At 68.7% G+C, this 26,391-nt stretch carries 34 protein-coding genes and 1 pseudogene; 18 read left to right on the top strand and 17 right to left on the bottom strand.

What is annotated here, in order from left to right; all coding sequences use genetic code 11:
- Positions 1 to 134: 134 nt before the first annotated feature.
- Together MKK88_RS21605 and MKK88_RS21600 are read right to left on the bottom strand one after the other, a co-directional pair.
- On the bottom strand, positions 135 to 503 hold the full coding sequence (locus MKK88_RS21605) for a DUF3307 domain-containing protein (RefSeq protein ID WP_244003338.1): 369 nt from the start codon (positions 501 to 503) through the stop codon (positions 135 to 137).
- Between the two features lie 4 nt (positions 504 to 507).
- Complete coding sequence (locus tag MKK88_RS21600) at positions 508 to 762, bottom strand: hypothetical protein (RefSeq protein ID WP_244003336.1); 255 nt, start codon at positions 760 to 762, stop codon at positions 508 to 510.
- A gap of 95 nt (positions 763 to 857) precedes the next feature.
- Here MKK88_RS21600 and MKK88_RS21595 point away from each other — a divergent pair, with 95 nt between their 5' ends.
- Positions 858 to 1,103: a YlcI/YnfO family protein gene (locus tag MKK88_RS21595; RefSeq protein WP_244003334.1), complete on the top strand. Its 246-nt coding sequence runs from the start codon at positions 858 to 860 to the stop codon at positions 1,101 to 1,103.
- Positions 1,104 to 1,114: 11 nt separating this feature from the next.
- Here the strand turns inward: MKK88_RS21595 and MKK88_RS21590 are convergent, their stop codons facing one another.
- The 4 genes from MKK88_RS21590 to MKK88_RS21575 form a co-directional block, all read right to left on the bottom strand.
- Positions 1,115 to 1,507 carry a DUF2493 domain-containing protein gene (locus MKK88_RS21590; protein WP_244003332.1) on the bottom strand — a complete coding sequence of 131 codons (393 nt, stop codon included), beginning with the start codon at positions 1,505 to 1,507 and terminating at the stop codon, positions 1,115 to 1,117.
- Positions 1,504 to 1,731, bottom strand: coding sequence for a hypothetical protein (locus MKK88_RS21585; protein ID WP_244003330.1), 228 nt, complete (start codon positions 1,729 to 1,731; stop codon positions 1,504 to 1,506). Before MKK88_RS21585 ends, MKK88_RS21590 begins: the two co-directional genes overlap by 4 nt.
- A 370-nt stretch (positions 1,732 to 2,101) precedes the next feature.
- On the bottom strand, positions 2,102 to 2,476 hold the full coding sequence (locus tag MKK88_RS21580; protein ID WP_244003328.1) for a hypothetical protein: 375 nt from the start codon (positions 2,474 to 2,476) through the stop codon (positions 2,102 to 2,104).
- 119 nt (positions 2,477 to 2,595) lie between these two features.
- Positions 2,596 to 2,904 (bottom strand): helix-turn-helix domain-containing protein, encoded by a 309-nt coding sequence (locus MKK88_RS21575; RefSeq protein WP_244003326.1) that lies wholly within the window; start codon positions 2,902 to 2,904, stop codon positions 2,596 to 2,598.
- A 122-nt stretch (positions 2,905 to 3,026) separates the two neighbouring features.
- Between MKK88_RS21575 and MKK88_RS21570 the strand changes: the two genes are divergently transcribed.
- Complete coding sequence (locus tag MKK88_RS21570) at positions 3,027 to 3,350, top strand: hypothetical protein (protein WP_244003324.1); 324 nt, start codon at positions 3,027 to 3,029, stop codon at positions 3,348 to 3,350.
- On the opposite strand, the gene MKK88_RS21565 is transcribed toward MKK88_RS21570, so the two are convergent.
- The 4 genes from MKK88_RS21565 to MKK88_RS21550 all read right to left on the bottom strand — a co-directional run bounded on the left by MKK88_RS21565 (position 3,347) and on the right by MKK88_RS21550 (position 5,514).
- Entirely contained in the window at positions 3,347 to 3,526 is a 180-nt protein-coding gene (locus tag MKK88_RS21565; protein WP_244003322.1) for a hypothetical protein, read from the bottom strand. The genes MKK88_RS21570 and MKK88_RS21565 overlap by 4 nt on opposite strands.
- A 208-nt stretch (positions 3,527 to 3,734) precedes the next feature.
- Complete coding sequence (locus MKK88_RS21560; protein ID WP_244003320.1) at positions 3,735 to 4,364, bottom strand: hypothetical protein; 630 nt, start codon at positions 4,362 to 4,364, stop codon at positions 3,735 to 3,737.
- Positions 4,365 to 4,919: 555 nt separating this feature from the next.
- A complete protein-coding gene (locus MKK88_RS21555) occupies positions 4,920 to 5,294 on the bottom strand; it encodes a hypothetical protein (protein ID WP_244003318.1) in 375 nt (124 codons plus the stop codon).
- A complete protein-coding gene (locus MKK88_RS21550; protein ID WP_244003316.1) occupies positions 5,287 to 5,514 on the bottom strand; it encodes a hypothetical protein in 228 nt (75 codons plus the stop codon). Before MKK88_RS21550 ends, MKK88_RS21555 begins: the two co-directional genes overlap by 8 nt.
- Positions 5,515 to 5,614: 100 nt before the next feature.
- Here MKK88_RS21550 and MKK88_RS21545 point away from each other — a divergent pair, with 100 nt between their 5' ends.
- The 6 genes from MKK88_RS21545 to MKK88_RS21520 are packed head-to-tail and all read left to right on the top strand — an operon-like array spanning position 5,615 to position 9,068.
- Complete coding sequence (locus MKK88_RS21545; RefSeq protein WP_244003314.1) at positions 5,615 to 6,184, top strand: hypothetical protein; 570 nt, start codon at positions 5,615 to 5,617, stop codon at positions 6,182 to 6,184.
- 54 nt (positions 6,185 to 6,238) lie between these two features.
- On the top strand, positions 6,239 to 7,930 hold the full coding sequence (locus MKK88_RS21540; protein WP_244003312.1) for an AAA family ATPase: 1,692 nt from the start codon (positions 6,239 to 6,241) through the stop codon (positions 7,928 to 7,930).
- A 9-nt stretch (positions 7,931 to 7,939) separates the two neighbouring features.
- Entirely contained in the window at positions 7,940 to 8,182 is a 243-nt protein-coding gene (locus tag MKK88_RS21535; RefSeq protein WP_244003310.1) for a hypothetical protein, read from the top strand.
- Positions 8,157 to 8,345: a hypothetical protein gene (locus tag MKK88_RS21530; protein ID WP_244003309.1), complete on the top strand. Its 189-nt coding sequence runs from the start codon at positions 8,157 to 8,159 to the stop codon at positions 8,343 to 8,345. The genes MKK88_RS21535 and MKK88_RS21530 overlap by 26 nt, the downstream gene beginning before the upstream one ends.
- Positions 8,338 to 8,667, top strand: coding sequence for a hypothetical protein (locus MKK88_RS21525; RefSeq protein ID WP_244003307.1), 330 nt, complete (start codon positions 8,338 to 8,340; stop codon positions 8,665 to 8,667). Before MKK88_RS21530 ends, MKK88_RS21525 begins: the two co-directional genes overlap by 8 nt.
- On the top strand, positions 8,649 to 9,068 hold the full coding sequence (locus MKK88_RS21520; RefSeq protein WP_244003305.1) for a hypothetical protein: 420 nt from the start codon (positions 8,649 to 8,651) through the stop codon (positions 9,066 to 9,068). The genes MKK88_RS21525 and MKK88_RS21520 overlap by 19 nt, the downstream gene beginning before the upstream one ends.
- 291 nt (positions 9,069 to 9,359) lie before the next feature.
- Here MKK88_RS21520 and MKK88_RS21515 read toward each other — a convergent pair whose 3' ends face one another.
- Together MKK88_RS21515 and MKK88_RS21510 are read right to left on the bottom strand one after the other, a co-directional pair.
- On the bottom strand, positions 9,360 to 9,680 hold the full coding sequence (locus MKK88_RS21515) for a hypothetical protein (RefSeq protein WP_244003303.1): 321 nt from the start codon (positions 9,678 to 9,680) through the stop codon (positions 9,360 to 9,362).
- Complete coding sequence (locus tag MKK88_RS21510) at positions 9,677 to 10,366, bottom strand: hypothetical protein (RefSeq protein ID WP_244003301.1); 690 nt, start codon at positions 10,364 to 10,366, stop codon at positions 9,677 to 9,679. The genes MKK88_RS21515 and MKK88_RS21510 overlap by 4 nt, the downstream gene beginning before the upstream one ends.
- 34 nt (positions 10,367 to 10,400) lie before the next feature.
- On the opposite strand from MKK88_RS21510, the gene MKK88_RS21505 reads away from it, so the two are divergent.
- Complete coding sequence (locus MKK88_RS21505; protein ID WP_244003299.1) at positions 10,401 to 10,547, top strand: hypothetical protein; 147 nt, start codon at positions 10,401 to 10,403, stop codon at positions 10,545 to 10,547.
- A 149-nt stretch (positions 10,548 to 10,696) separates the two neighbouring features.
- Here the strand turns inward: MKK88_RS21505 and MKK88_RS21500 are convergent, their stop codons facing one another.
- Both MKK88_RS21500 and MKK88_RS21495 read right to left on the bottom strand, forming a co-directional pair.
- A complete protein-coding gene (locus MKK88_RS21500; protein ID WP_244003297.1) occupies positions 10,697 to 11,008 on the bottom strand; it encodes a hypothetical protein in 312 nt (103 codons plus the stop codon).
- Positions 11,009 to 11,286: 278 nt separating this feature from the next.
- The gene (locus tag MKK88_RS21495; RefSeq protein WP_244003295.1) at positions 11,287 to 11,532 is read right to left on the bottom strand and encodes a hypothetical protein; all 246 of its coding nucleotides are present in this window, start codon (positions 11,530 to 11,532) and stop codon (positions 11,287 to 11,289) included.
- Positions 11,533 to 11,874: 342 nt separating this feature from the next.
- On the opposite strand from MKK88_RS21495, the gene MKK88_RS21490 reads away from it, so the two are divergent.
- The 4 genes and pseudogenes from MKK88_RS21490 to MKK88_RS21475 all read left to right on the top strand — a co-directional run bounded on the left by MKK88_RS21490 (position 11,875) and on the right by MKK88_RS21475 (position 15,247).
- A complete protein-coding gene (locus MKK88_RS21490) occupies positions 11,875 to 12,411 on the top strand; it encodes a TetR/AcrR family transcriptional regulator (protein WP_244003293.1) in 537 nt (178 codons plus the stop codon).
- A 63-nt stretch (positions 12,412 to 12,474) separates the two neighbouring features.
- The gene (locus tag MKK88_RS21485) at positions 12,475 to 13,371 is read left to right on the top strand and encodes an alpha/beta fold hydrolase (protein WP_244003291.1); all 897 of its coding nucleotides are present in this window, start codon (positions 12,475 to 12,477) and stop codon (positions 13,369 to 13,371) included.
- Between the two features lie 42 nt (positions 13,372 to 13,413).
- Positions 13,414 to 14,306, top strand: a pseudogene (locus MKK88_RS21480) (alpha/beta fold hydrolase).
- Positions 14,306 to 15,247 (top strand): alpha/beta fold hydrolase, encoded by a 942-nt coding sequence (locus MKK88_RS21475; protein WP_244003289.1) that lies wholly within the window; start codon positions 14,306 to 14,308, stop codon positions 15,245 to 15,247. The pseudogene MKK88_RS21480 and the gene MKK88_RS21475 overlap by 1 nt, the downstream one beginning before the upstream one ends.
- 200 nt (positions 15,248 to 15,447) lie before the next feature.
- On the opposite strand, the gene MKK88_RS21470 is transcribed toward MKK88_RS21475, so the two are convergent.
- Positions 15,448 to 15,660: a DUF2188 domain-containing protein gene (locus MKK88_RS21470; RefSeq protein WP_244003287.1), complete on the bottom strand. Its 213-nt coding sequence runs from the start codon at positions 15,658 to 15,660 to the stop codon at positions 15,448 to 15,450.
- A 147-nt stretch (positions 15,661 to 15,807) separates the two neighbouring features.
- Here MKK88_RS21470 and MKK88_RS21465 point away from each other — a divergent pair, with 147 nt between their 5' ends.
- A complete protein-coding gene (locus MKK88_RS21465; protein WP_244003285.1) occupies positions 15,808 to 16,113 on the top strand; it encodes a hypothetical protein in 306 nt (101 codons plus the stop codon).
- A gap of 305 nt (positions 16,114 to 16,418) precedes the next feature.
- Complete coding sequence (locus MKK88_RS21460; protein WP_244003283.1) at positions 16,419 to 16,649, top strand: hypothetical protein; 231 nt, start codon at positions 16,419 to 16,421, stop codon at positions 16,647 to 16,649.
- 132 nt (positions 16,650 to 16,781) lie between these two features.
- Here MKK88_RS21460 and MKK88_RS21455 read toward each other — a convergent pair whose 3' ends face one another.
- Positions 16,782 to 19,952, bottom strand: a complete 3,171-nt coding sequence (locus MKK88_RS21455) for a PAS domain-containing sensor histidine kinase (RefSeq protein WP_244003281.1) — start codon at positions 19,950 to 19,952, stop codon at positions 16,782 to 16,784.
- Positions 19,953 to 20,249: 297 nt separating this feature from the next.
- Between MKK88_RS21455 and MKK88_RS21450 the strand changes: the two genes are divergently transcribed.
- The 3 genes from MKK88_RS21450 to MKK88_RS21440 are packed head-to-tail and all read left to right on the top strand — an operon-like array spanning position 20,250 to position 23,845.
- Positions 20,250 to 20,423, top strand: a complete 174-nt coding sequence (locus tag MKK88_RS21450) for a type II toxin-antitoxin system ParD family antitoxin (RefSeq protein ID WP_244003279.1) — start codon at positions 20,250 to 20,252, stop codon at positions 20,421 to 20,423.
- A gap of 7 nt (positions 20,424 to 20,430) precedes the next feature.
- Positions 20,431 to 20,703: a hypothetical protein gene (locus tag MKK88_RS21445; protein ID WP_244003277.1), complete on the top strand. Its 273-nt coding sequence runs from the start codon at positions 20,431 to 20,433 to the stop codon at positions 20,701 to 20,703.
- Complete coding sequence (locus tag MKK88_RS21440) at positions 20,594 to 23,845, top strand: PAS domain S-box protein (protein WP_313902339.1); 3,252 nt, start codon at positions 20,594 to 20,596, stop codon at positions 23,843 to 23,845. The genes MKK88_RS21445 and MKK88_RS21440 overlap by 110 nt, the downstream gene beginning before the upstream one ends.
- Positions 23,846 to 23,952: 107 nt before the next feature.
- On the opposite strand, the gene MKK88_RS21435 is transcribed toward MKK88_RS21440, so the two are convergent.
- On the bottom strand, positions 23,953 to 26,391 hold the full coding sequence (locus tag MKK88_RS21435; protein WP_244003275.1) for a PAS domain-containing protein: 2,439 nt from the start codon (positions 26,389 to 26,391) through the stop codon (positions 23,953 to 23,955).

Here is a 26,391-nt window from a genome sequence, read left to right as displayed (position 1 = left end):
GGGCGCCAGCGCCTTCAGGAACTTCAGCATCTCCGGCGTCAGTTTGCCGTCCCAGCGGGTTCGCGCTGTCGCAGCGAATGCTCGTTTCAGTCCGTCACCCATCTCGTTTCTCTCCTATCGGTATGGGGGAGGGGTTAGGCGAAGGCCTGCAGCACCGCGCCGTTGATGAGGATGTGCAGCACGTTGTCGGCAATGATCAGCAGCCACACGGACAGCCAGGGCGGCACGTCGTCAGTGTAGCCGGTGGCCGTGATTGGGCCGCGGGCACCGTTCTTCGCCCAGACCACGAAACGAGCAAGCCTCCAGCGGTCCACGACGAAGTGGGTGGCGCCGATCAACGCCAGCGCCGGCAGGCTCCACGTGATGAAAGCGAACGGCAGCGTGTAAGTGACTGCATGGACGGCCGCAGCGAGGCTGTTGCGAACCTTCTCGGTCGCCATCCAGTGCAATTGAAGGAGGTAGTCGCCGACGAGGTGGGCGACGATCTGATCGGCGGCGAACATAGGCCTACTCCACAGCGTCGTAGGTCGCGGCAAAGATGTCGGGCTTGCACGGGTAAAACCGATCCGGCTTCGGCTCGGGAATTATCCAGTCACCGGGCGCGAGGTAGGCGCGCTGCTCATGGGCGGTGATGACGTATGGGTGCAGAAACTCCCCGTCGTCGCCCGACCGCTTCTCCCAGTGGACACCCTTCTTCACACCGTTGTCGGGGAACCACTGTTCGGCTGTGATCTCGACGGGCTTCTTGCGAAAGATCGGCATCTTAGCTCCGATAGATGGTGGCTTTTTGCGTCGATAAAAGCTACCATCTATCCGCGTTGATAGCTAGTTGATGCCACCATCTTTTCGAGGCTGAATTGACCGCCGGGCTCGCTTCGGACACACCGCGCCGCATGGGGCGGAAGCAGATCAACGATCCGGACGAAGCCATGACCGCGCGTTTCGCCGCCGGGACGCTAGCACGCATCAAGGCTGTGCTCATGCCGAAGGAGCCGCTTGCCGGGTTCATGCGAGATGCGGTCGAAAGAGAGATCGCGCGTCGCCTCCGAATCACTCGCAAACCCTTTTCTCACCCCAACCCCACCAACCCCAAGCCGGACTGAAGGGGAGGGGGCTAAGACGCTACCGTGAAGCCGACCTGTTCGGGGTAGAGGATCGGCACATCGGCCGCCTCGGCCTGACGAACCATGTCGGCGGTCCCTCTGCCGCCAGGGAAGGCGATCACGAGCGACGGCTTGCCCTCGCGCAGCATTCGGGTGTTGCGCATCGGCCCAGCGGCCTTGCCGTGTTTCTTCCAGTCTGCCGGATAAGCGATGACGCAGATATCCTCGCTCTCGGCCCAACGTGCCGCACCCTTGTCGGCGCCGCTGGCGTTGCCATGGATCAGCGTCGTGATCTGCGTGTCGCGTCCGACCGCTTCTGCCGCATCCTGATGGCCGAACTTCTCCAGCCAATTCCAGACCGCATGCTCGGGCAGGTCCCGGCCGCCACAGACGATGACCCTCATGCCGGCCTCCGCTGGAACGCCTGAACGAAATCCTCTCCGGCTTCGCCCTCGCCGGCCGCGAGGCTTGCCACGTCAAGCAGGGCGCGCTGCAGCGGCACTGGACGGATGCCGGCACGCAGCTTTGTCTCCGCCCATACCTTCAGCTCGGCTATCAGTTCATCCCGTTCGCGACATAGCTCGGGCGACCCGCTGAACACGTAGATGTCGAGGGTTTCGCGTCTCATCGCAGGGCTCCAGTGTTTTACATCCTGCCGCTAAGCCCTTGATCCGGCTTATCGGCCAAAACCGCGTTTTGGAGCTAAGTCGAGACTGCACGCGATTTCGCGTTGACTCTTAATCAGCGGGTCCTAGGTTCGAACCCTAGTGCGCCCACCAAGATCTAAACTCCTCAGAGCACAGCGGAAAACGGCCTTCCAGTTCGCCGCGCCCGGGACGACCGAAACGGGCCGAAAACGGCCTTGGGCGGCATTTGGGCGGGGAACGCGTTTCAACCCTGCTCGCGGGGGGCTCCCGCGGCAGGGTTGTCGGCGCCCTCGATGACGGGGCGCGGCGTCCATCTCGATTGTCCCCCCGCGCCACCGATTCGCACAGGGGCTACGCGGTCCCGGCGGACGTCTCACGCGCGGCCCGGATGACGACCTCGCGACCGTCGCCGTGCATCATCCACGCGATCTCGGCCTGGGATCGGTCGGTGAACCGGACGTGGTACGCGGTCAGCCCCGGATGGTCCGGACGGTCGGCGCCCTCCATGATCGCGGCCTCCCCCTTCACCAGGGCAATGCGCACGTTGTAGGGCGCGCCGGGTTCCTGCCAGACGCCGTAGATGCAGTCCGACGTGTCGCAGATGTGCTTGAGGTATGCCTCGGGCCGGTCGAACGAATGCATCTCGTCGGCTACTTCGTTCGCCCTGCGGACGACCTCGCGCAGGCGCTCATTCGAATAGCGTTCGTGGTCGACCATCGTCAGCATAGCGTCGCCCCCACCCTGTTGGGGCGACCATGCTGCTCGGCGGTTACGGCCTCCCTGCCGGCGGCGGGCGATCTGCCGGGACGGTTACGGGACCGTCGCCGGGATGTTTCGAATGCCGGCTACCGGAACCCCGGGCCGCCCCACACGGCCTCCCGCTCCGGCGCGTCGTCGAGCTCGGCCTGGGCCTGGACGTCCTCCAGCGTTGGGCGCCTCTGAACTAGGTCGACGACGCGCAGGTCGAGGCCGACCTTGTTCATCGCGGCCAAGACGACGCGATAGCTGACCGTCGGGACCCTGCCGTCCTCCAGGAGCAAGATCAATTGCTTCGTGCAGCCGGCGGCCGCGGCGACCTCCTGCTGCGTCAGCCGACGCCACCGGCGATGCTGCCGGATGAGCTTGCCGATCTCGAACAGATCTAAATGCGACATGCCGGCCGATGCCTCCCACAACGTACTTCTGCCGCCGGATCGACCTGGAAATACGATACGGGAGGCAAACGAAGGGTGCGGCTGGGCCTCGAAACCCACAATTCGAATAACGGCGTTAAACATTGGCTGCGCTCGACCGCCCGGCCGCCGCGTGCCAGATTCCCGCGATGGACGATGACGCTTCGAACCTGGGCGCCCTCCGCGATCTGTTCATAAGCCCCCGGCCAGCAGGGTACGTCGCGACGCGGGACGGCGACGCCCTCGACCGGCTCGTGGCCGCTCAAGCGGCGGGATGGCCGGACCCTGTTGCCGCCGCCGGGGACGTTGCCGGAACCATCGCCGACAATTCATCACCGGCAGTGTCGACCTGGCTGGAAGCCATTCTCGACGAACTCGCTGACCGCCGGAGGCCCGGGGCGAACGCCGCCCCGGACCAAACCGGCTAGCCGGGCGGCGGAACCGGATGGGCCGTCGGGTGACGGCGGCCGTGGATGACGTGGTTCACCGAACCCACGTTGAGGCCGACGCGAATGGCAGCCTCCGTCTGGGTGAGGTCAAGGACCTCGACGAGGTAGAGGACGTAGCACGCCATTTCGAACGTGCAGGGGAAGCGGCCGCGCATGGCAGGCCCTCCTAATCATAAACAAGATGAGAGGGCCGCCGAGTTGAAAAGCGAGTACGAAGGTGCGAGATTTGGTGTGCGGCACCCTCGACCTTCGTTCGCCTCCCACCCGGTGGCTGATGATGTTGATGGTCCTTGCGAGGCTGGGTGCTTCCAACACCTGGCCTCGCTACTTCGACCGGTCGGACCGGCTCCGTCGAAGCATTCTTTATGAGGCCATACCGCCTCCTTCGTCGGAATCGCCGAAGATCGATCCGACCCCGGTCGCACCCTGCTCACGCAGGATCTCCTCGTCCGAGGCGTCGTCCTCTTCCTCGTCCTCGATCTCAGGCACCTCGGGAGCGTGACCCCCGTGGCCGGCGGCTGGCGCCTGGTCGAACTTGAATTGAGTGGATGCTTTCTCGGTTACCCGGAAGCCCTCTTCCGCGGACCCGTCCAGCAACCCCTGCTTGACGTAGTCCCGGGCCCGGTCGCGGATACTCGCCAAGCTGGTGTTGATCCCGCATCCCTGCGCAGCGGCCAACATCTTCTCGTAATCGAACCGGTCTTCCACCAGGTACAAATATCCGAGCGCGTTCCGCCACGCGCGTGAAATCGCCCCCTGTTGACGCCCGCGGCGCCGACCGTCGCTATCAGAGGTGTCGGACGCGTCGTCGCCATCGCTCGCCGGTCCAATAGGACGGAGGGCCGCGGCCTTTTCGAAGGCGGCCAGTTCGACATTGGCTAAGAGGATACTCTCGCGCAGGCGGGCGACCTCGGTCTCGCGGGCGGTGATCTCCGCCTCCACGGCCCTGATGGCCAGCCGCTTTTCGGCGATGAGTGTATCAAGCGCGTCCATGACGTCGTTAATAGCGCACACGACGCTTAGAAGCGCAAGAGGGCCACGGCGTCTAAGCGTCGGCAATTAACGTCGCGGGAATTTACGCCGTTGGTATATCAAGTGGCCCGAAATACCGTTCACTGGCGTTTAGTGCGGTCCCCCCAAGTCCATCGGTCACGCTTCGACTTCGGTCTTTTAAACATCTGGGCGCGCGCGTGCGCACGCGAGGGGCGCGTTGTCCACCGATGATTTCATCATGGAGTTTAGACCGCGGTCCCGGCCAAAAGGCGCCGGACCAAAATGCTCCGCCGCGCGAACTCCTTGCCTCTCTCAGTCGGCTCATCCCGGACGGATGTGGGTCGGCGTGCCAGGCTCGGTGAACTAGCCCGACGTCGGCCATCGCCGTTGGCACGCCGTTGAGATGCGTCATGACGCCATCAAACTCGATGGTGATCTCCACCTGAATGTCGGCTCGCCCGATGGCATCGAGGGCGTCCCTTGCTAGGGGGCCGATGCTGTTGGCGACCCAGACATTCCGGCGTTCGCCCATGCGGATGGTCATGGCCCACTCTCCTACCGGCTGGCCACGAGGCTGGGTGGGACCTGCAGCCGGTACCGCCGCGTCAGGTCGGACGCGGCGCTCACCTCAGCGCCTGTGAACACCCTGCCGGCCCGGAGGCCGCGGCCGAGATCTCGGACGAGCCGTTGGTCGCGCCCCGGCCGGCAGGCGACCCGCGACAGGGCTTTCACCCGGCGGCGGGTGACGTCCTGAAGTTTCTCGCGCGCATCGGCCAGCAGGGACCGTAGCCTCGCGAATGGCGCACCGTCCCGGTGGAACAGGCGTTCGAAGAAGGCGGACACCTTCTGCGCCACCCAGCGGACGGCTGAGAACACGACCTCGACGGCGTCGGTGAACTGCTCCTTCAGCGTCAAGGCGTCCTCAACCACGGAGCGTCCCCCCTGCCGGCATGCTGCGGGCCTTCGAAGCGGTCGCCCGCCGGGTCGCGCGGTTGCCGTGCCGGCGGAGGCGGACGCGCTCGGCGACGATACGGTCGACCTCCCGGGCGCGGTCCTGCACCGCGAGGTAGGCCAGCGCCTCGACCGCGGTCAGGCGCCCCTTCAGCAAGGGCGGGAGGCGGTCGTCGTAGAGGTGGGCTGGTCCCAGCATGGCGGTGTCCTGGAGGCCGCCGGATGCAGCCTCCCACGAGGGTACTTGCGCGCGTCGATTCGGCTAGCCGCCCCCCACCCGGGCGGGCTATCCCGGGGCCATGCGCATCCGCCTCGCCACCCCGGACCCCGACGACGACCCGGTCCCCGAGGGCTGGCTGGCAGTGGGGTATGTCTTGTCCGGCGAGCCCCCGCGGACGGTCCTGGCGTACGACCCGGAGCGCCGTCCGCACGCCGTCGTGGCCGGGCGGGAGCCGCACCTCATGGATCGGGCCGAGGTCAATCACGCTCTGGTGGCCGCCGTAGACGAAGCCGGCCTGGCGCTCTGGCCCGGCGGCCACACCCACGCGCTCCCCGAGGCCCTCGGCATCGCGAGGCGAACCCTGGCCCGCGACCGGATCGAGAAGGCGGGCCTGCCACCCATGGTGCTGTCCGTCCTCGGGAGCGCGGCGCAGGGCCGTCAGCCGGAGCTCACGGGCCTCATGCTGACCGCGCTCGGAAGATTCGCCAATGAGGGCGCCAGCGAGCCGGACGAGGCCGGGCGCATGCAAGAGGCCGTCGAGTTCGCTGAGGGTGTCGCGCGCCTCCTGGGGAAAGTCCGGCGTAACAAACTGCTGAAAAAGATGATGGCACCCGGGGCCGTTAACCCATTCCTAGGAACCGAGGAGTAGGCCTGGACGGAAGCGCGGGTCGTCCAATGACGCCCGCTGCGGATGGAGATTTTCATGTCCAGCGACCCCCTCCGGGAGGCGCAGCGCATCAGCGCGCTCGCCATCCTGTCCGGTACCTGCCCCCCGCCCGGCGGCGACGACCTCACCCCCTTCGACCCCCTCGCGAACTACGTGGCGACCGTGCATCCGGAGTGCGTCCCGGGTCCGGGCTACGTCGGTGCCGACGTCCACTACGACGCCGGCTACGGGCTCCTCGCCTTCTCGGTTCAGGGGATCTGCAGCAGGTACCTGACTACCGTCGACGTTGACGATCTTGCGCACTCCGCCGGTCTGATCGCGTCCGTCATGACGCTGCAGGATGCCGCCGACAGGCACGCCCGCCGCCTTGCCGAGGCCCCCCATCGTGGTGGCCTGCGGGAGAAGTGCTCGATGCGGGCCGCCCTGGAGGCCACAACCGCGCTCGCCCGGCTGTGCGACATCGTCCTCGCCGAGACAGGCGATGCCAGCGCGCTCGCCCGGAACGCCGCTTGGGCCGAGGGCCGGCAGGATGATCATCCGGCCCTTACCGCGTTCGCCGTCGGGGCCCGGGCGCTGTTGGCGACGGGTTGGCCGGGGCCGACGTTCGTCTGGTACCCCGAGATCGGCTGCCTGGAGGTCCACGCAATCGCGCGTCGGGACGGGCAGGCCATCCTCGACCGCGCCGCGGCCCTGCAGGACGGGGACAAGGACCGCGCCGGCATCGTCCGTCGGGCCACGCCTACAGGCCGCAGGGGACCGCATCCCGGGCCCGGGCCCGTCGACCACCGCGACCCCGGTCCCGAGGACGAGCCCGCGTTCGAGGCCAAGCCTCCGAAGGCGTTGACGCTCGTGGTCTTCCCGGACCTGTCGCACCTGCCTGGAAAGCCGAAGACGACCGGGGCGACGTACACGCACCAATCGCCCCTCGCAGAGCACGGGCACCTGGCGAAGGTCGCCTTGCCGTTGTCCGAGGCGCCTGACCTGCGGGTGTTCGTGGAGGCGCTCGACCGGGAGTTCCCCTGGTATCGCGACGTCACGCGGGTGCTGGCAGCAGACCTCGGGCGGGGGACGTCCGCGCGGTTCAGGAATGCCCTGCTCCACGGTCGACCTGGCAGCGCCAAGACGAGGTACGCCAGACGGGCTATGGAGCTCGCCGGCCTGCCGGTGCTCGTCTACAGCGCCGGCGGGACCGCAGATGCGACCTTTGGCTCGACCTCGCGGCAGTGGTCGACTGGCCGCTTGTCGACGCCGGCGGGGCTGATCGCGCGCATGCAGCGGGCCAACGTGGGATTGGTCCTAGACGAGCTCGACAAGGTCCCGCCGCCGGGCACCGGTCACAATGGCAGGCTCGACGAGGTCCTGCTGCCGTTCCTTGAGCCGGACAGCGCCAGGGCGGTCCACGACACGTACGTCGAGGCCCCGCTGGACCTCAGCGCCGTCTCCTACTTGGCGACGGCCAACGACCTCGGTCGTGTCCCCGGCCCCCTGCGGGACCGGTTCCGGCTGATCGAGGCGCCCCTCCCGCGTCCGGAGGACCTGCCGGCGCTGGTGCGGTCGATGACGGCAGAGATCATGGTCGAGCAGGGCCTCGACGCCGCGTGGGGCGAGCCCCTGGCGCAGGATGAGCTCGACCTCCTCGCGACGGCGTGGCGGGGCGGGTCCCTCCGGGGGTTGCGGCGGATGGTGGAGGTGATGCTCGACGGTCGCCCGGCCGGCCTGGCGCAGTAGGGGGCCGCCATGTCCGACCTCGACACTGTCCGCCGGCGCCTTGCCGACGCGGCCCAGGCACGCACGGCCAACAGCCTGTTCTGCGTGGCCGCCGACCTCACCATCACCCGCCTCGCCGCGCACGTCGCGGCGGGGACCATGACCGCCGCCGATGCCCTCGCCGAGGCCCACGACGCCGAGGCGGCCGCGATGCGGACCCCTCACGTCAACAACCCGGAGTGCCCCCATGCCGCGTCCCGAATTTCCCTCTGAGCCCAACCCTGCCCGCGACCGCATGATCTCCATGCTGGAGCTCATCTTCCACGTGCAGCGCCTCTTGGACGCTAGCCGCCTGCCCCGCCCCGACGGCGAGGCCGTGGTGCAGCTCATGGGCGACCTTGCGCGTCTCTCGGACCCGGCGGCCCCCGGTGATTGACGTCTACCGGAACCGAACGCGCGGCCTCTGGTCTGTCCGCGTTCTCGGACGCGTCTCGGGCCACGCGCAGGCCGTCGCGCTGGCCGACGCCCGGTTCCGCGTCATCGAGGCCGGCCGCCTCCGGGCGCTCCGAACAGGGCGTCGAGAGGTCCATGCGCACGTCACCGGGACGCTCCTCGACGCCCTGCCGCCGGTCGGGGCCATCCCCGTCGGCTACCGCATATCGGAGCCGGGATTCCGGCGCCGGGACACGGGCGAGATCATCCACGCCGCGAAGGCGGTCTACTTCCTGGAGGATGGGTCATGCTGGGCCGTGTTGTAGTATTCGCAATATTCGCGTTCGCCAAGACCGCGGCCGCCGCCCCGTTCCCGGAGACGGGGGACCGGTGGCTCCTCGACGTCCGCGGGCAGGCGCACGGCACCGCCGCTGCGTTCGGGCGGTGGGAGGCGACGCCGGCGCAGGGCGCCACGTGGGACCTGAAGGCCACCTGCGGGGTCGTCGACGTCCGCACGGGTCGGGAGGCCGTTTTGTACCGGGGCCAAGGCGCGGCGCTGCGCGATCCGACCGGGCGGATGGTGGCGGTCTACGACAGCCCCGCCGGCAGCCAGGACAAGTCCGGGTGGTTCTGGGGGTCCGCGAGCGAACCGCTGCGCCCGGTCGTGGCCGTGCGCGGACCGGCACCGTGCCCCGGGGGACACGGGGATTTATCGACCGGGGACTAGGCCGTCCGGGGGCATGGCGCCCGGGTGGCTCGAGGGTGATGCTTGGCGCGACGCACGGCGGATTCGTGCACGCACCGACCGCCATCGTGACCCTGCCGTCCCTTACGGCACTCGTCGTGCTCGCCTGCATGGGCGTGCCGGCCGCGCATCCCGTGGTGCCGCATGATGCTCACGTGAGCACGGCATGTGCTCACGGAGAATGGCACAACCGTGAATCGGCGCTGCCCGCGAATTATTTTCGGACCGCGGCGGACTGAGCGCGCAGGTGCAAAAGCGTGCGATTCGGGCCCACTACATGTGGGGCTCGGGTGCCCCGAGGTCAGGCTCGGGCTCGGGTGCCAGCCGGGCCCCCAAGTCGGTCGCCGCGTCCTTGAGGGCGAACGAGCGCTTCGCGGCGAGGGACGCGTGCCGCCTCAACAGCCGGACGAGCGCCGGGCCTACCCAGGTTGGTACCGACCTCTCGCCCGAGGCCCATCGCCGGACGAGGCGGTCGTCGATGTCTTCGCGGTGGCCGTCCGGATGCAAGCGTCCCAGCCCCCTCGCAAGGGGGCGCTGCCAGTCCTCCCCGTAGAGGAGGCAGGCAGCGTCGATGAGGAGGACGAGATCTGTCAATGGTCCCTCCTCGCCCGGGAATCCTCGGCACGCAGGCTCGCGACGCGCTCCGGCGTGGCGGGGATGCGGTCGCCGCGGGTGTTGTAGCCCAGGGCGAACGTGCCCCAGGTATCGCCGTCGAGACCGCGGTACGCACAGCGCCAGATCCACCGGCCGTCCTCGGACAAGACACACCAGTCCCTGGTGCCGGAGAGGCCGCGATGGTCGTCAAGGATGACCTCGCCGGCGGGGACGGACCCGACCTGAACGATCTCGCTGGGCTTCCGGAGGATGGCGGCCGCGGCCCGAGCGACCTCGCGGTCGGCCTTCGCCTGAGCCTCGGACGCCTCAAGGGCCGCGACCTTGTCAGCGGTCGCGGCGCGGAAATAGGCGTAAACGAAGAGCTCGCCCTCGTCCTGGGGGGACCACAGGCCGTCGTCGGGGGCCCGGAACGGGCGACCCAGGCTCTCCACGCACACCGGCGTCCTGCCGTCGCGGACCACGGTGCCGGGCCGGGGCGCGCGGTCGTACCGGACGAGAAACCGGCGCTTGTCGAGTTCGGCCTGCCGGGTGCGCTGGGCCTCGACCTCAGCGCGCCGGGCGGCGGCGACGGACGCGTCGACCTCGTCGGACAGGGTGTTGATCCGGTCGACCGCCGCCATGACGTCCGGCTGCGACGTCGCCGGGACGATCCAGCAGCGGGACATGCGCTCCCAACGGGACCCGGGCAGACCCCTAAGGATGGGGACGATCCGCTCGTCGTACGGCGGCTACGGTTATGGCTACGGCCGCCCGGTCGGGTACTACGGCGGCTACGGTTACGCTCCGGCCTATGGATACGCCCCAGCCTACGGTTCCGGGTATCCCGCTTACGGCTACGGATACTGAAGCATCGCTTCGAACGGCGAGCGACAGGCGTTGCCTTAGCGTCTGACGAAAGAGGCGTCCGACAGACAGTCCGTCGGGCGCCTCTTTGCGTATGGGAGCATACCGGGGGCGTCGACCAGAGGCCAATGCCTTTACCAGGTGTGTCGCCTTCAGGTCGGCGAGACCATTTCCCCCGGTGTCGGTTCAGCCCCGGCGGCGCCGGGTTCAGGCCCGGACGAGGACGCCGGCACGGTGGCGCCGGAGGCCGCGACGAGCGAGCCGATTACGCCGAGCAGCGCGAGCCGCTCCGGGCAGTCCGCTCCGGAGGAGAGGAAAGTCGAGAGTTCGACGCGGGACGGCCTCCCGCCCGAGGGACCGTTCGGTTCATGAAGGACGAAGACGTCCGTCGGGTTCTCGCTGACGCATAGGAACCAGCGGTCGCCGTTCGATGCGGCGTAGATCAGTTTGCGTGCGATGTTCATAACCTCGACGGCTCCCTCGTTGACGAGGTCAACTAGGGTTGGAGACCAGACATGTCCGACGAGGAGGACCGTACCGACAAGGCACCCAAACCGACCGAGGACCTCGGCCTGCCGACGCCGCCGAGCCCGGGACGCGTCCCGCCTCCCCACTTGCCGCCCCCTCCAAAGGATGACGCCCCGCCTGCGAAACCGCAGACCGACGGCTGGCCGTGAGTTTGGTGTGCGCTTGAGGGGATCGGCCTGCCCCACGTGGTCCCGCGTCCGTCGGGACGGCCGTCTCAGGCCATCAGGCGATGGGTGTTGTCCGCGACGAGTTCCCGGTAGCGGGCGATGACGTCACCCTGGGTTCCCCCCGCCATTAGGGTGTTGGCTGCCTCCATCGCGGCCACCACCTTCTCGCCTACCATCGACACCATCTCGGCCTGGCCCTCGGCGCCACCCCAGGCGATCCGCACAAACCGCAACTCGATGACCTTCTGCGCCTCCACGGCGAGCAGGAACGCGGCGTAGAACGGGTTCAGCATAAGGGCTCCGGTAGATCGATTGCATCCGACAACGCCTGGGCCGGGGCCTAGTCTCTGCGGACGATGACGCAGGACGCCAACCTCCGTGCGGTCGGCAGGTACCAAGCCCCGGCGACGAAGTCCCCGATGTGGTCGGCGAGCGTCATCGACTCGAACGGCGGACACAGGAGAGCCGTTTGGCGGACTTGGTGGCAGCGGAGCATGCTGCGAACAATCGACAGCTCCGTTCTTGAATTTATAAACCGATCAGTTCATATATTTGCCATGGAAAGGCAATCGACACTGCGACCTTCCCGCGGTCGTCCCCGCGAGTTTGACATCGAGGCCGCCGTCGAGCGGGCGATGGGCGCCTTCTGGGCCTCCGGCTATCACGGCACGTCGCTCCCCGACCTACTGGAGGCGACGAAGCTGTCGCGGGGGAGCCTCTATGCCGCCTTCGGCGACAAGCACGGGCTCTTCCTGCGCGCCCTGGACCGCTACATCGACGAGGCCCTGACGCGCCTAGAGACGGAGCTCGACCCGCGCAACGATGCCCTGACCGGTCTGCGGACGTATCTCGCCGGCTACGTCGAGCGAACGAGCGGCGCGGCCGGGAAGCGCGGTTGCCTGGTCGTGGCGACGGCGATGGAGTTGGCAGCCCACGACGCCGAGGTGAACCAGCGCGTCGGCCGGTTCTTCCGGGTCATGGAAAGCCGGTTGGCCATCGCGTTGTCGCGCGCCCAGGCGGAGGGACGACTCGCCGTCAATGTCGATCCCGCCAGCGTCGCCCGCCTGCTGCTCTGTACGGTCGAGGGCATGCGTGTCGTTGGCAAGACCGATCCCAACCGTGCCGCTTCCCACGCCATGGTGAAGACCCTCCTTGACCGCTTCGCCACGTAGCCATCCCGGTGTCGGCCGATGCTTCGTGGCACGCCCATTTATAGACCAAAAGGTCTCGAAATGATGTCCACTCCCAGCGAGTCGTCGAAGCCCATGGCCGGGATGTCGCTGCGCATCGACGACATGCGTTTCGCCTTCCGGCGCACCGGACATAGCGGCACGCCGGTCGTCCTCCTGCACGGGTGGCCCCAGACGTCCTGGGCATGGCGTCGCGTCATGCCGCTTCTCGAAAAGGGCTTCGACGTCGTCGCGCCGGACTTGCCGGGTTTCGGCCATTCCTCGAAGCCGGAAGCCGGCTTCGACAAGCGGACGGTCGCCACCCGCCTCAGGGCGTTGCTGAAGGCGTTGGACCTGCCCCACGTCGTCCTAGTCGGCCACGACCTCGGTGGGCATGTCGCCTACGCATACGCTGCCCAATGGCCAAACGAGGTCAGCCACCTCGTCTTCATCGAGAGCAGCCTGCCGGGCTTCGGCCAAGAGGAGGCGATGGACGTCTCGAAGGGCGGGAGTTGGCACTTCGGCTTTAACATGGCCGGCGACATCTCGGAGGCGCTCGTCCGGGGCCGGGAGCACCTGTTCGTCGACCACTTCATGCGGCGCGAGACGGTCGGCGTGTTCGATTCCGGCTCCGTCACCGAGGCCGACATCGCGCACTACGCCCGGGCGCTGGCCCGCCCCGGGGCCCTGCGGTGCTCCTTCGCCTACTACCGGATCCTCCCCGCCGACCGGCGCGACAACGCCGTCTGGGGGCGGCGCCCGCTCCCAATGCCGGTCCTCGCCGTCGGGGCGGCCGGGGGATACGGGCCGGAATCTTCACGCACGATCCGCCGGGTGGCCAGCGACGTCCGAGACATCCTGATCGAGCGATGCGGGCACTACCCGGCTGAGGAACGGCCGGCCGAGCTCGCGACCGCGATCCGGGACTTCCTAGCCGTGTCGCCCCCCGCGTCGGCCGCATGACCACCGGCTCCCTCAAACCCCGACCCAGGAAGGAGAAACACGATGGAACAGACCCTCGACAGCTTCCGGCACGCCATGGTGCGGGTGCATGACGTCGCCATCCATGCGGTCATCGGCGGCGAGGGTTCGCCCCTCGTCCTGCTGCACGGCTTCCCGCAGACTTGGTGGGAATGGCGGAAGATGATGCCGCTGCTCGCCCGGCACCATACAGTGGTCGCCCTCGACCTGCGCGGGGCAGGCCATTCCGACACTCCGCAAGGCGGTTACGACAAGGTCAGCCTCGCGGCCGACGTCCACGGCGTGATGGAGAGCCTCGGCTTCCCCCTGTACGCGGTCTGCGGGCACGATATTGGGGCCATGGTCGCCCTGGCGCTGGCCTGCACCCGTCGCGATGCGGTCACGCACCTGACGTTCCCGGACTGCTCGATGCCGGGTTGGTCACAATGGGAGGCGAACTTCGCCGATCCGCGGAACTGGCACTTCGCGTTCCACATGAAGCGCGACCTGCCGGAGCGCCTGATCTTCGGCCGGGAGTACGACTACGTCTCGACGTTCATCGCCGATCGCGCCTACGACCACGGCGCGCACGCGAGCGAGGACGTGGAGGTGTTCGCCCGGGCCTTCGCCCAGCCCGGCAACACCCGCGGCGGGCTGGAGTGGTACCGGGCGTTCCCGACCGACCGGGCAGACGCCTCGAATGGAAGAAGACACCCCTGACGATCCCGGTCCTCGCCCTGGGCGGGGAGCACCGGTACGGGTCGGTCATCGTCTCGATGCTGCAGGAGTTTGCCACGAACGTCACCGGCGGCGGCATCCCCGGTTGCGCGCATTGGCTACCCGAGGCGCGCCCCGTCGAGACCGCTGATGCGGTGCTCGATTTCCTGGCCGGCCGCGACCGGTCCTTCCCCCATCTGGCAACCCGGGAAACGGCCTGATGCAATCCCCCACTTCCGCCAACGACACGGCCTTCTTCCCGGGGTTCCGACCCCTCGACATCGAAGCCGGGGGCGTGCGCTTCGCCGGCGTGACCGGCGGCGATGGCCTGCCGGTGCTGATGCTCCACGGTTTCCCGCAGACCCATGTCGCGTGGCGACGGATCGCGCCGACGCTGGCGGAGAACCACGCGGTGATCATCCCGGACCTGCCGGGCTACGGCGCCAGCCGGCCGGACCGGATGGTCCCGCGCTGGACCAAGCGTCGGGCCGGCGAGGCGCTCGTGGCCCTGATGGGGGCATTGGGCCATGATAAGTTCGCTGTCGTCGGCCACGACTGTGGTGGCCGCGTCGGGTACCGACTGACGCTCGACCATCCCGACCGGGTCGTCGCCTACGCGTCGCTGGCGGTGGTCCCGACCCTCGACGTGATGGCCGGAGTCGACTTCGGCTTCGCAGCGAAGAACTATCACTGGTTCTTCCTCGCCCAGGAGGCGGATCTCCCCGAACGCCTGCTCGCGGCCGACCCGGACGCCTTCATGTCCCGCACCCTGAAAGGGATGACCGGCGGTCGCGACGTGATCGATCAGGCGGCTCGGAAGGCCTATCTTGCCGCATTTCGGGACCCCGCGGTCCGCCACGCGATCTGCGAGGACTATCGCGCCGCCGTGTCCGAGGATCTGGCGTTCGACCGGGCCGACCGCGAGGCGGGTCGAAAGCTTCCGTGCCCGGTCATGGTCCTATGGCCAGAGGCGGATTGGGCGAAAGGGGGTCCGACACCGGTGGAGATCTGGCGCCGTTGGGCCGATGACGTCGAGGGGTGGGCCACCGGCGGCGGGCACCTCCAGGCCGAAGACGCGCCCGACGAGGTCATCGCCAAGCTCGGCCCCTTCCTGGATCAAGCGTACGGCGACGGCGTCCGTGATGGGCTTCGTCGGCCATAGTAGACGAGATGGCGAGGATCGGCTGCGCGTCTGCGGCGATGCCTCCTCGCGGGAGGAGGCACCACCGTTCGCGCGTGGGGTGCCGGTCTTTGGAGGCACGGTGCGCCACATGGGACGCGGCGGCCCGGCCCAGGAGTCATCTCGTCCGAACGGACTTTTCCGCCCGAGCCCGGCCGACGCCTCAGGGCTCGCAGGGACGGCTATCGGGTCTTGCGGAACTGATCCGGGCCGCCGACGCTCGTGTTCTGGACCTGCGCCACGTTGGGCTTCTTGTCCGGCTCCAGCTCCCGCGCCCGCTCGATGGCCGCCTTCTGCGTCGGCAGCACGTCGCTGGCGCGCTTGGAACCCTCGCGACGCACGGCGTAGTCGCCCTGCTCCCGCGGCTCGACGTAGATGTTGCCCGGCTTGCTCATGCCCAGCCTCCGACTATGATTTCCAAGATTTGATAACCGTAAGCCGAAGCTTCAATACTTGGCACGCAAATTCAAACTTCAGGAATGGCGGAACGCCGTGTCGCCTCAAGAGACCAAGTCTGGTTGCAGGAGGCGCGGTGCGAGGCGATGGCCAATTCCTCCATGCAGATGTCGCGTTCGACCAGCATCCAACATCTGTTGCGTGACGTCGCACTGTTCGGCGGGGATGCAGGCAGGGATTTCGTTGGGACGAACCTTAATGACCTCGTGCGGGAAGCGGTGGCCGTGGCCGTATGCAAGCTCGCCCTCATGCACATCCCGGTCCATGGCTTCGGCAAGGCCGCCATCCAGGGAATGGCCCAGGCGCTGCGGGTACTCACCGGTCTTGAGGTCGACGTGAGCGGCAAGGCGGTCCGGCTGGTCTGGGCCCGTCCGGCTCCGGAATATGTCTGAGGGTGCCAACTGCGCGGCCGGCGCTATTGGAACCACCCTCCCTCGATCCACGGCCATACCGGCTCCGGGAGATTGGTGGATAAGCCTGTGCCGAACCGGGCTGAAACCTTCCGGGGGAAGCCTTCGTACATGTCTTCGTTCGCCCGCTCCGGGCGTGGCGCGGGCTCCGGTCCAGCGCCCGAAAACCCGTGTCCAATTCCCCTCGGTCAACGATATTTTATTCATATAATCAGGAACTTGCAGCGGATTTCTTCTCTTGGATCACCGTACGGAAGGGGATTCCTTCCCCATACGGGAGACGACGAATGAAGATCACCACCCTCGCGCTTGCAGCCTCGGTCCTCGGTGGCCTCGCGCTCGGAACCGGCGCCGCCTCGGCCGCCCCGATGGGCCCGAACGGACTCCAGGTCGGCCCAGCCGGCGTCACTCAGGTCCGCATGATGCATGGCTACCGGATGATGATGAAGAAGCGGATGATGCACCGGAAGATGATGCGCCGTCACATGATGAAGAAGCGCATGATGCACCGCATGTAAGCGGCTACGATAGAAGCGGCGTACCGGCCTTGGGTCGGGCGCCGCCCACGCACCTGTTCATCCCGGGCCCGAGGTTTTCGTGGGAAGGCCGTGGATGTCGGCCACGCGGGCGACGGGTGCTCCGCAGAAGCCCTAGGGCTCCGCGATGAGGTCCTTGATGCGGGTGGCCAGCGTCTCCAGCACGAACGGCTTGGTCAGCACCTGCACGGCGGGGCGAAGGTAGCCGTTCCCGAGCACCGCGTTCTCGGCATAGCCCGTGATGAATAGCACCTTGAGGTCGGGGCGCCGCTCGCGGCCGGCATCGGCCATCTGCCGCCCGTTCATGCCGCCCGGCAGGCCGACATCGGTGACGAGCAGGTCGATGCGCACGTCCGGTTGCAGCACCTTCAGGCCGGCGACGCTGTCGGCGGCCTCGATGGCGGTGTAGCCGAGGTCTTCCAGCACCTCCGTGACCAGCATGCGCACGGAGGGCTCGTCGTCGACGATCAGCACGGTCTCGCCCTGGCCCGCCAGCTCCACCTCGGCGAGCCGGCGCGCGACCTCGGCCTCGTCGGCCTCGCCGTAATGGCGGGGCAGGTAGAGGCACACCATCGTGCCCTCGCCGACCTCGGAATAGATCCGCACCTGCCCGCCCGACTGGCGGGCGAAGCCGTAGACCATTGACAGGCCGAGGCCCGTGCCCTCGCCGGTGGGCTTGGTGGTGAAGAACGGCTCGAATACCTTGTCGATCAGGTCCGGCGTCATGCCGGTGCCGGTGTCGCTCACGCAGACGCTGAGATACTGCCCCGGCGGCAGGTCGTGCTGCCGGCCGCCGACCTCGTCGATCCACCGGTTGGCGGTCTCGATGGTGATGCGCCCGCCCTCCGGCATCGCGTCGCGGCCGTTGATGCACAGGTTGAGCAGGGCGTTCTCCAACTGCCCCGGATCGATCAGCGCCGGCCACAGCCCGGCGAGGCCGACGACCTCCAGGTGGACGGAGGGGCCGACCGTGCGCCGGATCAGCTCCTCCATGTCGGCGACGAGGCGGTTCACGTTGGTGGGCTTCGGATCCAGCGTCTGGCGCCGCGAGAAGGCGAGCAGGCGATGGGTCAGCGCCGCGGCGCGCTTGGCCGCGCCCTGGGCCACGCTCATGTACCGGTCGAGGTCGCCCATCCGTCCCTGCGACATCCGGGTCTGCATCAACTCCAGCGACCGGGAGATGCCCGCGAGCAGGTTGTTGAAGTCATGGGCGAGGCCGCCGGTGAGTTGGCCCACGGCCTCCATCTTCTGGGACTGGCGCAGCGCCTCCTCGGTCCTGGCGAGCGCCTCGGCCTGGGCCTTGATCCCGGTGACGTCGCGCACGGAGGCGTAGATCAGGCCGTCGCGCGGCACCGCGTTCCAGGATAGCCAGCGATAGCTCCCGTCCCTGTGCCGGTAGCGGTTCTCGAAGGTGAGCTGGGCCTCGCCGCGCGCGAGCCCGCCCGCGGCCGCCACGGTCGCCGCGACGTCGTCGGGATGGACGAAGTCGAGGAAGGGGCGGGCCTTGAGCTCGTCCTCCGACCAGCCCAGCCTGGCCGGCCAGGCCGGGTTGAGGCTGATGAAGTAGCCGTCGAGATTGGCGACGCAGAGCAGGTCCGACGACGCCTGCCAAACCTGGTCGCGCTCGGCCGTGCGGGCGGCGACCTGGCGCGCGAGGTCGGCCTCCGTGCGCCTGCGGTCGGTGACGTCCTGCACGAACTCGTGGAACCCGTCGAGGGCGCCGTCAGCGCCCCGGCGGGGCAGGTAGCGGATCTCGGCGACGCGGGGGCGACCGTCCCGATGCGGCCAGTCGAGCTCGAAGGTGACGGGCTCGCCCCCCAGGGCCCGGTCCATGAAGGGTTTTCGAACGGCGTAACCCTCCGGACCGAGCAGGTCGCGGACATCACGGCCGACGACCTCCTCCGCGGTCACTGAGAACCACGCGTCGTAGGCCCGGTTGGCGAAGCGGTAGACGTAGTCGGCGCCGATGAAGGAAATCAGGACCGGGAGCGCATCGGTGATGAGGCGCAGCTCGCGCTCGCCGGCCTCGGCGCGCCGCTCGACCCGCCGGCGCTCGGTGATGTCCGAGAAGAAGATCGCGACGCGATGCGCGGCCGGATCGCCCGTCCGCAAGGCGCGCACGTCGAACCAGCGCCCGAACACCTCGGCGTAGTGCTCGAGATGGGACGGCTCCCCGGTCAGGGCGACGCGGCCGTAGGTCTCGAACCAGTGCCGCTCCAGGTTCGGCGCGAACTCGCTCACCCACCTTCCCGTGACGTCCGCCCCGGTCTGCCGCACGAAGGCGGGGTTGGCCTCCACGACCTGGTAGTCGACGGCGACCGTGCCCTCGAACCGCATCTCGACGATGCAGAAGCCGACCTCAATGCTCTCGAACAGGCTGCGGTAGCGCGCCTCGCTGCCCTTGAGCGCGGCCTCGGCCAGCCTGCGGTCGTGGATGTCCTCGACGATGCCGTACCACTGGACGATCTCGCCCCGGTCATCCCGGCGCGGATAGGCGCGCGCCCGCATCCAGCGATGCTCGCCGATGGCCGCGACGTAAATGCGGTAATCGACGTCGACCGGCTCGCCGCTGGCGAGGCTCGCCCCGAACGCCGCCATGGTGTGCGGGACGTCGTCCGGATGGATCGCCTTGGCCCAGCCGGCCCCGAGCGGCTCGCCCGGGGCCTGGCCGGTGAGCTCCAGCCACCGGTTCGAGTACGAGGTGATGTTGCCCTGGGGGTCCGCGATCCACGGGACCTGCGGGTTGAGCTCGACGGTATGGCGGTAGTGGTCCTCGCTCTCGCAAACGCGGATCGCGGTGTGGCGCAGTTCCTCGCCGGCCCGGTGCTCGGCGGTGCGGTCGCGCAGGACCTTCACGAAGCCCAAGTCCTCGCCCCCGTCGCCCCGCAGCGGCATCATCTCGCCCGAGGCCAAGAAGCGCGAGCCGTCCTTGCGCAGGTGCCAGCGCTCGTCGTCGGCGCGACCGTGTTCCAGCGACAGGAGCATCTCAGTTCCGGCGCGGTCGATGGCGATGTCCCCGGCCGTGAAGATGCGATCCAGTTTGCGTCCGCACATCTCCGCGGCCGACCAGCCCAGGATGCGCTCGGCCCCCACGTTCCAGTCGGTGACCAGTCCCTCTTGGTCGGTCAGGATGATGGCGAAGAAGGTGGTGCTGTCGAGTACCGCCCTCCGACGCCGGTCGGGCGTGGCGGCATCGGCCCGGGCACGCAGGCGGACGACCTCGGCCTCAAGTTCCTCCCTGGTCAGTTGGCTTGGATCGAGGGGTAACGCCGCGCGTATCGACATGCTGTTGGCGGTTCGGGTCCGAGGCATCCGGGACACATCGCCGGGGGCGTCCCCCGGGTTCCGGACCCTGGGTCCGAAGTGGGGGATTCGCGCGTACGGGAAAAGCGGACAACGGGAAGCACCCTGCAGGCATCGCGCGGGACGCGAGACGACCGTGGTCCCAGCCTTTCCGGGCGGACGACGGGCATCGTCGCCCGCCCGCGGGCCGATGCCTGCGACCGCATAGGCATGTGAAATCGTCGGGGCACGAGGTGTCGCGGCTGCGACACCGGTTCTCGGAGCTTCTAGGGGCTCCGGATGGCCGCGAAGCATTCCCGACACATCGCCCTGACCGAACTGCTGATCGCGTACGTCGAGGCCCAGGTCGCCAAGGGCGAGTACACCTCGATCAGCGAGGTCGTCAGGACGGCGCTCCGTCTGTTGATGGAGCGGGAGGCGGCGTCGAACCCCCGCGCGACCGCCAACGCGTAGGTCGTCCGTGACCGCGCCTGAGGACGCTGTCCGCGGTCCGGAACGTATCGCGGCCCTCGACGGCTACGGCATCCTCGACACCCAGGCCGAGCGGGGGTTCGACGACATCGTCCTGCTCGCCTCGCGGATCTGCGCGACGCCGGTCGCCCTGGTCAGCCTCGCCGCCGGGGATCGGCAGTGGTTCAAGGCACGGGTCGGGTTCGATCCCTGCCAGACCCCCGCTGTCGCAGTCGGTCTGCACGCATGCCCTCGCGCGGCCGGGCCTGCTGGTGATCCCTGACCTGACAACCGACCCGCGCACCCGCGGCAACACCCTGGTAACCGGGGAGCCCCACCTGCGGTTTTATGCCGGCGCCCGCCTGGAGAACCCCGAGGGCGTCGCGCTAGGAACGCTGTGCGTGATCGACGGCAAGCCCCGGCCCGAGGGACTCACCCCCGAACAGGCCGGGGCCCTGGAGGCGTTGGCCCGTCAGGTGATGGCCCAAATGGAACTGCGCCGCTCGATGTCCGCCCGCGACGACGCACTCCGCCGGGTGCGCGAGGCGGACACCCGACACCGCCAGATCCTCGACAGCGCCGTCGACTACGCCATGCTGACCCTGGACCTCGATGGCCTCGTCACCGGCTGGAACGCGGGTGCCGAGATCATCCTCGGTTGGTCCGAGGCCGAGATGTGCGGCAAGCCGGCCCGGGTGTTCTTCACCGAGGAGGACGTCGCCGCCGGCATTCCCGAGCGCGAGATGAAAAGTGCCCGCGAGGAAGGCCGCGGCAACGACGAGCGCTGGCACCAGCGCAAGGACGGCTCGCGGTTCTTCGCGCTGGGCGAGACGATGCCGCTGCACGCCGATGACGGCAGCCACGTCGGCTACCTCAAGATCCTGCGGGACCGGACCGGCCAGCGAATGGCGGCGGAGGCGTTGCAGCGCCAGACCGACCTGCTCCGGACCGTCACGGACCACGTCAGCGAGGCGGTGTTCCAGCTCGACCTCGATGGGGTCGTCACCTTCGCCGACCTGACGGCACATGCCCTGCTGGGATGGGAGGAGGGAACCCTGGTCGGACAGGACCTGCACGAGGCCGCCCACCACCGCCATCCGGACGGGCGCCCGTTCCCATCCTCGGAATGCGACTTCGTGCACGCCATCCGGAACGGGGAGACCCTCCGCCGGCGCGACGGCACCTTCTTCCGCCGTGACGGCAGACCCATCGAGGTGGTCTGCTCGAACGCGCCCGCGTTCGGGGGCGGCGAGCTCGTGGGGGCCGTGCTCAAGGTCTCCGACGTCACCGACCGCCGGCTGGACGAGCGTCGCCTCCGGGAGATGAACGCCGAGCTGGAGCGGCGCGTCGCCGAACGGCAAGCCGCCGAGGCGCGCCAACGATTCCTGCTCGACCTGACCGATACGCTGCGCGAGCAGGGCGGCCTGCGCGGCCGGATGCAGACGGTGGTGGACGCCCTCGGGCGCTACCTGGGGGTCAGCCGCGTCGGATACGGCTTCGTCGAGGAGGACGGCTTGTCCGTCGCCCTCGGCACCGAGTACGTCGATGGCGTGGCGACGCTGGCCGGCACCTACCCGCTCGACGCGTTCGGCCCCGGCAACATCGCCAACCTCAGGAAGGGGCGGACGTCGGTCTACGCGGACGTCGAGGCCGATCCGGACACGGCCGGCCTGGGGATGGGCGCCTTCGGCATCGCCGCCATCGTCGCCGTGCCCCAGGTCCACGAGGGACGCCTGCGCTCGGTCGTCTACGTCAACCACTTCGAGCCGCGGGCCTGGACGGCGGACGAGGTCTCGCTGGTCGGCGAGGTCTCGGCCCGGATCTGGGACGCGGTCGAGCGCGTGCGGGCGCAGGGGGCGCTTAGGGCGTTGAACGAGACCCTGGCGGCCCAGGTCGCCGAGCGCACGAAGGAGCGCGACCGGATCTGGCAGGTGAGCCAGGACATGCTCGGGGTGGCCAACGCCAACGGCGTCTGGGTCAGCATCAACCCGGCCTGGCAGCGCATCCTGGGGTGGGACTACCGGGACATCATCGGCAAGACCTCGGAGTGGCTCGAACACCCCGACGACCGGGAACGGACCCGGGCCGAGGTTGCCCGCCTCGCCGCCGGTGGCCTGACCCTAGCGTTCGAGAACCGGTTCCGGGCGCGCGACGGCGGCTACCGCACGCTGTCGTGGACGGCCGTCCCGGTTGAGGGGCTGCTGTACTGCGTCTCCCGCGACGTCACCCAGGAGAAGGAGCGCGCCGCCAGCCTGCTCCAGGCCGAGGAGGCCCTCCGGCAATCGCAGAAGCTGGAGGCCGTCGGTCAGCTGACCGGGGGCGTCGCGCACGACTTCAACAACCTGCTGACGGTGATCAAGTCGTCCACCGACCTGCTCAAGCAACCTGACCTCTCCGAGGACCGGCGCGCCCGCTACATCGGGGCGATCTCCGACACCGTCGACCGGGCCGCCAAGCTTACGGGCCAGCTCCTGGCCTTCGCCCGGCGGCAGGCGTTGCGACCGGAGGTGTTCGACGCCGGCAGGAGCGTGAGGGCCATCGGCGAGATGGTCGGAACGCTCACCGGCGCCCGCATCGCGGTGGCCATCCGCGTCGGCGACGAGCCGTGCCACATCCGCGCCGACCCGAGCCAGTTCGACACGGCCCTGGTGAACATGGCGGTCAACGCCCGCGACGCGATGGACGGCGAGGGTCGGCTCGACATCTCGGTCGAGGCCGTGGGCATCGTGCCGGCGATGCGGTCCCATCCCGCACAGCATGGCGACTACGTCCGGATCGCGCTGTCCGACACCGGTTCCGGCATTCCGGCCGACCAAGTCGACCGGATCTTCGAGCCGTTCTTCAAGACCAAGGGCGTCGGCCAGGGCACGGGCCTCGGGCTCTCCCAGGTGTTCGGGTTCGCCAAGCAATCGGGCGGCGAGGTCCTGGTCGAGAGCGAGGTCGGGCGCGGCACCACCTTCGCGCTCTACCTGCCACGCGCGGACGCGGGCGCCGGTCGGGTCGAGGAGGGTGGGGCGGAGCCCACCGTCGTCGACGGGACCGGCATCTGCGTGCTGGTGGTCGAAGACAACCGGGAGGTCGGCACCTTCTCGACCCAGACCCTGCAGGAGCTCGGCTACAGCACCCATTGGGTCGCGAACGCCGACGAGGCCCTGGCGGCGCTGGCCGCCAAGCCGGACACCTACGACGTCATGTTCTCGGACGTCGTGATGCCGGGCATGAACGGGGTCGAACTCGGGCGCGAGGTCGTACGCCTCTATCCCGGCCTACCGGTGGTCCTGACCAGCGGGTACAGCCACGTCCTCGCCCAGGAGAGCGACCACGGGTTCGAACTCCTTCACAAGCCATACTCGGTTGAGGCCCTGTCGCGCATCCTCCGCAGGGCCGCCTCGAAGCGCCGCCGCCGGAGGGAGGCGGCGGAATAGGACGGTGCCCGGTTCAGGACGCCCATCGATCCGTCGATTCCGACGGCGTCGCATGGCGATCCATCCTCGTCCTATCGGGTGCCTTGGGTCGAAGGGGAATGCCGGGGTCAGGCGCCGAGCAGACCCTTGCGCCGCCGCCATATCCCGGCCTTGCGCAGGATGCGGGAGAGTTCCTCGACGGAATACGGCTTGTGCAGGAGTTCGAACCCGTAGGTGCCGTTCTTGGCCAGCACGTGGCTGTAGCCCGAGGTCAGCACCACCGGCAGGTCGTGGTGGCGCCGGCGGATCTCGTGGCCGAGGTCGATCCCGTTCATGCCCGGCATGACCACGTCGGAGAAGACCACGTCGAAGCGGCCCGCGTCCCTCGCAAGCTCGGCGAGTGCCTGGTCGGCGTTCTCGGCCCAGACCGTCGCGTAGCCGAGCTCGGCCAGGGATTGGGTGGCGAAGGCGCCGACGTCGACGTTGTCCTCGACCACCAGGACGCAGGTGCCATGGCCATCGACCAGCGGCTCCGGCTCCGCGTCCGCGGCGGCGGGCGTCACCGGGTCGGGCACGCGGGGCAGGTACAGGGTGAAGGTGGTGCCGCGTCCGACCTCGCTCTCGACCGCGACGTCCCCACCCGATTGCTTGGCGAAGCCGAACACCTGGCTGAGGCCCAGCCCCGTGCCGTGCCCGACGCCCTTCGTGGTGAAGAACGGCTCGAAGATCCGCTCGATGTCGCCCTCCGCGATGCCGGCCCCGGTATCGCTGATGGCGACGGCCACGAACGCACCTCGAATGGCGTCATGCTCGCGGAGGCCGGGAATCTCGGCCGCTTCCCGCATTTCGATGACCAGGCGGCCTTCGCCGCCCATCGCGTCGCGGGCGTTGATCACCATGTTGACGACCGCCGTGTCGAACTGGCTCGGGTCGGCGTTCACGAAGCCGGCGGCATTCGGCACGCGGACGTCGACGGCGATGCGCGAGCCGGTGAGCGTTCCCACCATGTCGCCGACCGAGGTGAGGCTCTGCCCGACCTCGAACACCTCCGGCTTGAGCGCCTGCCGGCGGGCGAAGGCCAGCAGCTGCCCCGTCAGCTTCGCTGCCCGCTCGACCGTGTCCGAGATCGCGCCGACGTAACGGAGCCGGCGCGCGTCTGGCAGGTCCGGTCGCTTGAGCAGGTCAGTCGAGGACTTGATCACAGTCAGCAGGTTGTTGAAGTCATGCGCGACGCCTCCGGTGAGCTGTCCGATGGCCTCCATCTTCTGGGCCTGGCGCAACGCCTCCTCGGCTACCACAAGCGCTTCCGCACGCTCGCGCTCGACGGTGAAGTCCCGGCCGACGGCGTTGATCACCCCGGCGTCCGGCCGGGTCGACCATGAGATCCAGCGGTAGCCGCCGTCCTTATGGCGGTAACGGTTGTCGAAGCGTGCGAACGAGTGGCCCTCCGAGGACGATTGCGCCCCCTCGACGGTATGCTCGACGTCGTCGGGATGAATCAGCTCGAACAGGTTGCGGCCGACGAGCTCCCCCTCCGACCATCCGAGCACGCTCGTCCAGGCCGGGTTCACGGCGACGATGATGCCGTCGAAGCCGCAGCGGAGCATGATGTCGGACGAGAGCTGCCACAGGGCGTTGCGGTCCGAGGTCCGTTCCGCGACCCGCCGTTCGAGAGTCTCGTTGGTCTCCCGCAGCAGATGCTCCACCTGCTTGCGGTCTGTCACGTCGAGGACGTAGACGTAGAAGCCGTCGACGGCACCGTCCTCCGCCCGGCGCGGGAGGTAGCGGATGTCGGCGACCCTGGGACGCCCGTCCCGGTGCGGCCAGTCGAGTTCGAGCCGTACCTGGTCCCCTGCCAGGGCGGTGTCGAAGGCCGCCCGGCGCGCCGCGAGGCCCTCGTCGTCCAGCAGGTCGCGGACATGGCGCCCGACCACCTCCTCGGGGCTTCTGTCGAACCAGTCCTCATAGGCCTTGTTGGCGAACCGATAGACGAGATCGCGGTCGATGAAGGCGATCAGCAGCGGCAGGGTATCGGTGATGAGCAGAAGCTCTGCCTCGCGCGCCCGCAGGGCACGTTCGGACAGCACGCGTTGCGTGGTCTCATTGCTGACGCAGAACACCCCCACGACCGCGCCGTCCTCGTCGAACAACGGCGAGTACGAGAACGACCACCAGGTCTGCTCCTCGACCCCGTGCCGTGCCATGGTCAGGGGCAGGTCGTCGTACCGGCTCGCCGTGCCCGCCAGGGCCATCTCGATGATCGGTCGGACCTGGTCCCAGACGTCCGACCACAGGACGCGCAACGGCGCACCGAGGGCATGCGGCAGCCTCGGGCCGAGGATCGGACGGTAGGTATCGTTATACAGGCATGCGAGGTCGGGCCCCCACGCCAGGAACATGCTCTCGGGCGAGCCCAGGACCAAGTTGACGGCAACCTTCAGCGCGGCGGGCCATCCCGACGGCGCGCCCAGGGCGGTGCGCTCCCAGTCGTGGGCCCGCATGAGCGCGCCCGTCTCGCCGCCGGCGCGCGGGAAGGCATCGGTCCGTGACGTCGGTTCAGCGAGCAT

Origin of the sequence: Methylobacterium sp. E-005, from assembly GCF_022829725.1 — a bacterium.
Lineage (GTDB): Bacteria > Pseudomonadota > Alphaproteobacteria > Rhizobiales > Beijerinckiaceae > Methylobacterium.
Note: the sequence above shows the minus strand (reverse complement) of the source record. Positions and strands in the feature narration are given on the sequence as shown.